Below are 6,838 nucleotides of genomic sequence, written 5' to 3'. Positions count from 1 at the left end.
CCGCCCCGCCATATCCGACGGCAGCGGCAGGCCGGGCGTCCAGGACCGCGGAAGCGGCCGTCCCGACAGGGAGCCGACCATGCCGGCGCCGAGGTCGCCGATCGCCGCGAACGACGACAGCACGGCGACGATCTCGCGTGGGCGCCGCCGCGCCGCCCACGCGAGATCCCGGCCGATCGCCGCCGTCCCGGCCGGCGCGGCGGGCGAGCGCGTGTAGTCCAGGACGACCCGGTCGGCACCGACCCAGGCGAATCTCCTGCCGGCGGCTCCGGGGACGTCCACCTGCGTCGTGGCGCCGAGCATCCCCTGGACGCCGGACGTCGCATAGGGCACGGCGGCCGCGTCGGAGACCGCGCGGACGTCGAGGGCGTCCGCGCCGCGTCTGCCCAGCCACGCACGGCGGACGAGGTCGGCGACCGCGCCGGCGCTCAGGCCCGGCAGCGGCGCCGCCGCCACCGCGACCCTCACGCCTGGCCGGCCAGACGCGAGAGCAGGAGGGCTTCGGCCAGGATCGCATTGCGCCAGTCGCCCAAGTGCAGCGACTCGTTCTGGGAGTGGGCGCGCGTGTCGGGGTCCTCCACCCCGGTGACGAGGATGTCGGCCTCCGGGAAGGCGTCGTGGAGGTCGGCGATGAAGGGGATGGACCCGCCCACTCCGATGTCGACCGGCGGACGCCCCCAGGCCCGGGCCAGGGCCCATCTCCCGGCGCTCGCCGCGGGGGAGTCCCCCGCGGCCTTGAAGGCGGGGCCCGTCTCCTCCACGGACGCTTCGACGCGGGCCCCGAAGGGCGCGTTCTCCTCCAGGTGCCTGACGAGGGCCTGGGCGGCCTCGCCGGGGTCCTGGCCCGGGGCCACCCTCAGGGAGAGCCGGACGGTGCAGGCGGGGATGAGGGTGTTGGAGGCCTCGGCCGTGCTCGTCACGTCCATTCCGATGACCGTCAGCGACGGCTGGGTCCACAGGCGCGAGGCGATCGATCCGCGGCCGGTCAGCCGGACGCCGTCGAGCAGGCCCGTGTCGGCGCGCAGGTCCTCTTCGGCGTATTCGGCCGTCGCGTCGTCGTAGGACGCCAGCCCGCGGACGGCGACCGCCCCGTCGGCGTCGTGGAGCGTGGCGACGAGCCGCGCGGCGCACGTGACGGCGTCGAGGACCGGCCCGCCGTACATCCCCGAGTGCAGGGCGTGGTCCAGCGTGCGCACGGTGAATTCGGCCGTGACCACTCCGCGCAGCGACGTGGTCAGCGAGGGGACGCCGACCTTCCAGTTGTTGGAGTCGGCCACGACGATCACGTCGGCCGCGAGCCGGTCCGCGTAGGCGGCGAGGAAGTCCTTGAAGGTCGGCGAGCCCACCTCTTCCTCGCCCTCGACGAACAGGGTGACTCCCAGGCCGGACTCTCCGCCGAGCGCCGCCAAGGCCCCGAGATGGACCATGATCCCGGCCTTGTCGTCGGCGGTTCCCCTGCCGTAGAGCCGTCCGTCGCGTTCGACGGGTTCGAAGGGCTCGGAGAGCCAGCCGTCCGGCGAGCCCGCGGGCTGGACGTCGTGGTGGGCGTACAGGAGGACGGTCGGCTGGCCGGGAGCCGCCCGGCGGTGGGCGAGGACGGCGGGCCGCCCGCGCAGTCCCGCCGCGGTCTCCAGTTCGACGACCTCGGCGTCCAGCCCTCGGGTGCGGGCGAGCTCGGCGACCGCCTCGGCGCTTTCGCGCATGCGCTCCGCCGCCTGGGGGAACGCCGACACCGAGGGGATGCGCACGAGGGACTCCAGCTCGTCCCTCGTGCGAGCGAGGGCGGCGTCCACCCGGCGCGTCAGTTTCTCTGCGTGGTTCATCCTCCCAGCCTATCGGCAGCCCGCCCTCCCGCGTCCCGTACACTGGGACGTGCACGCACGACGTCGAGGATGGAGCGAATGTTCGGCAAGAAGAAGGAATCGCACGACGGCCGGCAGCCGGCCGAGGCCCCGAGGGAACCCGCGCCCGCCCCGAAGGGGTACACGGCCGGGAAGGGAACGCCAACGCCGCGTCGCAAGGACGTCGAGGCGAGGAACCGGCGCCCGATCGTCGCCGACAAGGCCCGCATGTCGAAGGAGGAGCGCAAGGCTCTCCGGTCCGAGCAGCGCGCCCGGTCCAACGAGGCGTGGCAGAAAGGCCAGGCGGCCATGCGGTCGGGAGACGAACGCCACATGCCCCCCGCCCACGCCGGCCCCGTCCGGCGCTTCGGGCGCGACATGATCGATTCGCGCTTCAGCCTCGCCTCCCTCTTCATGCCCCTGGCGCTCGTGCTCTTCGTCGCCATGCTGCTCCAGAGCCGCTTCCCCGCCCTGGCCCTGGCGATACTCCTGGGAACCTACGTCCTGTTCGTCATCATGGTGATCGACACCGGGCTGGCCGTGCACCGCACGCGCATCCTGGCCCAGCATAAGTTCGGCGAGGACCGCGTCCCGCGGGGATTCAGCACGCAGCTGTTCAGCCGCTCCTTCTACATCCGCCCCTGGCGCATGCCCCGAGCCCAGGTCCGCCTCGGCGAGACTCCCTCGGGCGGCACCCGCGAGGACTACCGGCAGGCCAGGGCCGCCCGCGCGGGACGCGGGAAGGGGTGATCGCGGTCGCCCGCCGGCGCCGACCCGGTTCCGCCGCAGGGAATCCGGGTTACGCGGGCTTACGCGCCAGGGCCCTGTTGATCCGCCCCGGCATGAGCGGCCCCTCGTAGACGAATCCCGTCAGGGTCTCCAGCAGGTCGGCGCCCGCGCTGATCATCGCCTCGGCGTCGGCGACCGTGAAGACCCCTCCCACGCCGATGACGAGGTAGTGGGGCCCCAAGGCCGTCCGCAGACGGGAGACGACGGCCAGCGCGCGCTCGCGGACGGGCCTGCCCGACACTCCGCCCTCGCCGTGGGAGTGCGCGACCGTGGTGTTGGTCGCGACGACCCCGTCCAGATCCTCCTCCGCGACGAGGCGCGCGACGGCGTCGACGTCCCCGTCGGCCAGGTCGGGCGCGATCTTCACCAGGACGGGCACGTGCCTGCGCGCGGCGGCGTCGGCCGCCCGCCGCGTGGCGCGGACGATCGGGCGCAGGGCCTCGACGGCCTGGAGGTCGCGGAGCCCGGGGGTGTTGGGCGAGGACACGTTGACGACGAGGTAGTCGGCGTATCTGGCGAGTTTGCCCGCGCACGTCGCATAGTCGGCCGCCGCGTCCTCGGCGGCGACCCACCTGTTCTTCCCGATGTTGACCCCGACGACGCACGCGCGGCCCCTCCTGCTGGACCTGAGCCTGGCCAGGCGCCGGGCGACGGCGTCGGCGCCGTCGTTGTTGAAGCCCATGCGGTTGCGGAAGGCGCGCTCGCCGGGGATGCGCCACAGCCGGGGGCCCTCGTTGCCGGGCTGGGGCCGGGGCGTGACGGTCCCGATCTCGGTGAAGGCGAAGCCGAGGGCGATGGTTCCCAGGATCGCGGTGCCGTTCTTGTCCTGGCCCGCGGCCATGCCGAGGCGTCCGGGAACCGGCCGGGCGATGAGGCCCGCCAGCCGGTCGCCTCCCCGGTGTCCGACGGTGGCGGACGCCAGCGGCGCCAGGGGGCTTCGGCCGAAGGCTCCGATGGCGGACATCGCCGCGTCGTGGATCCTCTCGGGATCCGTCTTGGACAGGACGAGCCGGTAGACGAGCCTGTAGAGCATGTCAGCCTCCGTTGCGGGTGGCGATCTTCGACGGCGCGGACCACATCAGCCAGACGAGGGCGGCCAGGGCGCCGGCGGTGGGCAGGAAGTAGTAGGTCTGCCCGCCGTGGAACCAGGGGTTGACCCGATTCAGGTCCCAGCTCGCGAACACCAGCGCCGCGATGGGCGCCAGGAGGTTGAGGGTCCAGGAGACGAGGGCGAGGCGGCGCATGCGCCTACCGTTGTGGAGCACCCCGGCCGCTCCGGCGACCCAGGAGACGGCGGCGAGGAGGGTGAGCAGGCCCTCGGGCACGCGATGGTCGAGGAACGCGTCGGTGGACGCCACGATGCCCCGCCACAGGAAGATGACGGCGCCGACCGCCAGGACGCCGAAGAGGGCGCGCGGCCACCCCATGGCGGCCGTGCGCTCGTCGCGCAACTGCCCTGCGTCGGCCATCGGCGCTCCTTTTCATATCTCGTTCGGCGTCCTCGCGCCCCCGCGGGCTCGGCCGCGCTCCGGGCGCGGGGCGGATGGAGGCGGTTCCGGCTCCGAAGGCCGCGAGGGAACGACGCCCGCTCCCCCGCCCGGACACCCGGATTGTCCCCCGATGGGGCCGGGGGCGCCAAATCGGCGGCGGACGCCGCGGATCGCCCGGCGCTCCGTCTCACTGCCTGCGCTGGCGCTCGTTCCACTGGCGGATCGAATCCGGGTAGCCCGTTTTCACCACTTCGTAAAATGGGATTCCCAACTGCTGGGCCAGGCGTGCGGCTTCGGCGACGCCGGGAACCTTCCGGCGAGTCCACTCCCCGTCGCGCGCCACGAGCATGAGCGCCGACGGCTCCCTCGGGGTCTCGCGCTCGTAGTAGGCTTCGACCCCCTGCCGCGAGGCCACGAACCGTTCGAAGTGCCCGACGGTGGCGGTCTTCGCCGCAGCCTGACTCCGCCGCGAGGACGGCGAATCGCGTTTCCGTGAAAATAGACCCATGCCTTTAGCTTACGTGTCCAAGGTGACGAACATGGCAGAATGGAAATGTGCGAAACAACGCGTCGAGGCGGATAATTGGGACGTAAGTACTAGTCAATCGATCCTCATGACAAACTCGAAGGGGAGGAACGTGGCCGAGACTCTGGACTACGACATCGTTGTGCTCGGCGCGGGAAGCGGCGGCTATGCGGCCGCGATGCGCGCCGCGCAGCTGGGTTCGAAGGTGGCGCTCATCGAAGGCGACAAGGTCGGGGGCACGTGCCTGCATCGAGGCTGCATACCTACGAAGGCCTTGCTGCACGCCGCCGAAGTGGCCGACGAGATGCGCGAGGGCGCCTCGATCGGCGTCCGCGGGGCGTTCGAGGGCATCGACATGGCCGCCCTCAACGCGTACAAGGACGGAGTCGTCCAGCGGATGCACAAGGGGCTCACCGGGCTGGTGGCGTCCCGCGGCGTCGAGACGGTCAACGGCTGGGGCCGCCTCGTCGCGAGGGACACCGTGGACGTCGACGGCACGCTCTACCGCGGCAAGAGCGTCGTCCTGGCGTCGGGGTCCTTCTCGAAGACTCTGGGCCTGGAGATCTCCGGCCGCATCATCACCTCCGACCAGGCGCTCAACCTAGACCGCGTCCCCGACTCGGCCGTCATCCTCGGCGGGGGCGTGATCGGCGTCGAGTTCGCCTCCATCTGGCGCTCCTACGGCGCCGACGTGACCCTCGTCGAGGGCCTCCCCCGCCTCGTCCCCAACGAGGACCCGTCGGTCTCCAAGCAGCTGGAGCGCTCCTTCCGCAGGCGCGGCATCAAGTTCTCGACGAACACGATGTTCGACCGCGTCGAACAGAGCGGATCCTCCGTGACGGTCCGCACGCAGGACGGCAGGTCCTTCACCGCGGACTGCCTTTTGGTCGCCATCGGACGGGGCCCGGCGACGTCGGGGCTCGGCTACGAGGAGCAGGGGGTCTCGATGGACCGCGGCTTCGTCCTGACGGACGAGCGCCTGCGCACGAGCGTCCCCGGCGTCTACGCCGTGGGCGACGTCGTCCCGGGGCTGCAGCTCGCCCACCGCGGATTCCTCCAGGGCATCTTCGTCGCAGAGGAGATCGCCGGGCTCAACCCCAGAGTCGTCGACGAGAGCCTCATCCCCAGGGTGACCTTCTGCAATCCCGAGATCGCCTCCGTGGGCCTCACCCAGGGCGGAGCCGAGGAGGAGTACGGCGAGGAGAACGTCGAGGCGGTCGAATTCAACCTCGCGGGCAACGGCAAGTCGCAGATGCTCGGCACGCAGGGCTTCGTCAAACTCGTGCGCGTCAAGGGCGGCCCCATCGTCGGCTTCCACGCGATCGGAGCGCGCATGGGCGAACAGGTCGGCGAAGGCCAGCTGCTCGTCTCCTGGGAAGCCCAGCCGGAGGACTTCGACGGCCTCGTCCACGCTCACCCCACCCAGAACGAGTCGATCGGCGAGGCGCTCCTGGCGCTCGCCGGCAAGCCTCTGCACACTCACAACTAAGAAGTTAGGGAATCATGTCTGAACCGATTAAGATGCCCGCTCTCGGAGAGTCAGTCGCCAGCGGCACCGTCACCACGTGGCTCAAACGGGTCGGCGAGGCCGTCCAGGTCGACGAACCGCTCCTGGAGGTCTCCACCGACAAGGTCGACACCGAGGTTCCCGCACCCGCCTCCGGCGTGCTCGAGCAGATCCTCGTCGGCGAAGACGAAGAGGTCGAGGTGGGCGCCGTCCTCGGCTACATCGGCGACGGCGCGGGCGCAGGAGCGCCCGCCGAGGCATCGGCCCCCGTCGCAGCGCCGCCCGCGTCCGAAACCCCCGCGCCTGAGTCTCCGCCCGCCTCGGCCCCGTCGGGGGGAGCCGACGGCGTCGAGGTTCGCATGCCGGCTCTCGGGGAGTCCGTCGCCGAGGGCACCGTCACCACGTGGCTCAAACGGGTCGGCGAGGCCGTCCAGGTCGACGAACCGCTCCTGGAGGTCTCCACCGACAAGGTCGACACCGAGGTTCCCGCACCCGCCTCCGGCGTGCTCGAGCAGATTTTCGTCGGCGAAGACGAGACCGTGGCCGTCGGGACGCCTCTCGCCCGCATCGGCGCATCCGCCTCGCCCGCGACGCAGGGCGCCGCGGCGCCCGCTCGACACGCTGCCCGGGCTCGACCGCCTGCGGTCCCCGCTCCTTCGCCCGCCGTCCCCCCGGGTGCGCAGTC

At 72.0% G+C, this 6,838-nt stretch carries 8 protein-coding genes; 3 read left to right on the top strand and 5 right to left on the bottom strand.

The window, feature by feature from the left end; all coding sequences use genetic code 11:
• A partial coding sequence (locus tag HMPREF0043_RS11455; protein ID WP_232206030.1) for a hypothetical protein occupies positions 1 to 456 on the bottom strand: 456 nt, incomplete at its 3' end.
• An 8-nt stretch (positions 457 to 464) separates the two neighbouring features.
• Positions 465 to 1,823, bottom strand: coding sequence for a dipeptidase (locus HMPREF0043_RS04425; protein WP_021601699.1), 1,359 nt, complete (start codon positions 1,821 to 1,823; stop codon positions 465 to 467).
• A 78-nt stretch (positions 1,824 to 1,901) separates the two neighbouring features.
• On the opposite strand from HMPREF0043_RS04425, the gene HMPREF0043_RS04420 reads away from it, so the two are divergent.
• A complete protein-coding gene (locus HMPREF0043_RS04420; protein WP_040317855.1) occupies positions 1,902 to 2,591 on the top strand; it encodes a DUF3043 domain-containing protein in 690 nt (229 codons plus the stop codon).
• A 49-nt stretch (positions 2,592 to 2,640) separates the two neighbouring features.
• Here HMPREF0043_RS04420 and HMPREF0043_RS04415 read toward each other — a convergent pair whose 3' ends face one another.
• From HMPREF0043_RS04415 to HMPREF0043_RS04405, 3 genes are all read right to left on the bottom strand, one after another.
• Positions 2,641 to 3,663, bottom strand: a complete 1,023-nt coding sequence (locus tag HMPREF0043_RS04415; RefSeq protein WP_021601697.1) for a quinone-dependent dihydroorotate dehydrogenase — start codon at positions 3,661 to 3,663, stop codon at positions 2,641 to 2,643.
• Position 3,664: 1 nt separating this feature from the next.
• A complete protein-coding gene (locus tag HMPREF0043_RS04410) occupies positions 3,665 to 4,099 on the bottom strand; it encodes a hypothetical protein (protein ID WP_021601696.1) in 435 nt (144 codons plus the stop codon).
• Positions 4,100 to 4,307: 208 nt separating this feature from the next.
• Complete coding sequence (locus HMPREF0043_RS04405; protein ID WP_021601695.1) at positions 4,308 to 4,628, bottom strand: hypothetical protein; 321 nt, start codon at positions 4,626 to 4,628, stop codon at positions 4,308 to 4,310.
• Between the two features lie 130 nt (positions 4,629 to 4,758).
• On the opposite strand from HMPREF0043_RS04405, the gene lpdA reads away from it, so the two are divergent.
• Together lpdA and HMPREF0043_RS04395 are read left to right on the top strand one after the other, a co-directional pair.
• Complete coding sequence (gene lpdA / locus HMPREF0043_RS04400; RefSeq protein WP_040317849.1) at positions 4,759 to 6,135, top strand: dihydrolipoyl dehydrogenase; 1,377 nt, start codon at positions 4,759 to 4,761, stop codon at positions 6,133 to 6,135.
• A 14-nt stretch (positions 6,136 to 6,149) separates the two neighbouring features.
• Positions 6,150 to 6,838: biotin/lipoyl-containing protein (locus HMPREF0043_RS04395; RefSeq protein WP_021601693.1), on the top strand; the 689-nt coding region annotated here is incomplete at its 3' end.

Origin of the sequence: Actinobaculum sp. oral taxon 183 str. F0552 (genome assembly GCF_000466165.1) — a bacterium.
In the GTDB taxonomy this organism is placed as follows: Bacteria; Actinomycetota; Actinomycetes; order Actinomycetales; family Actinomycetaceae; genus Peptidiphaga.
This window is presented reverse-complemented; position numbering and strand designations above follow the sequence as displayed.

What these genes read in the sequence shown, in the direction of transcription:
- HMPREF0043_RS04405 (WP_021601695.1), bottom strand. Translation starts at nt 4,628, where the DNA reads ATGGGTCTATTTTCACGGAAACGCGATTCGCCGTCCTCGCGGCGGAGT.
- HMPREF0043_RS04425 (WP_021601699.1), bottom strand. Translation starts at nt 1,823, where the DNA reads ATGAACCACGCAGAGAAACTGACGCGCCGGGTGGACGCCGCCCTCGCT.
- HMPREF0043_RS04415 (WP_021601697.1), bottom strand. Translation starts at nt 3,663, where the DNA reads ATGCTCTACAGGCTCGTCTACCGGCTCGTCCTGTCCAAGACGGATCCC.
- HMPREF0043_RS04420 (WP_040317855.1), top strand. Translation starts at nt 1,902, where the DNA reads ATGTTCGGCAAGAAGAAGGAATCGCACGACGGCCGGCAGCCGGCCGAG.
- HMPREF0043_RS04410 (WP_021601696.1), bottom strand. Translation starts at nt 4,099, where the DNA reads ATGGCCGACGCAGGGCAGTTGCGCGACGAGCGCACGGCCGCCATGGGG.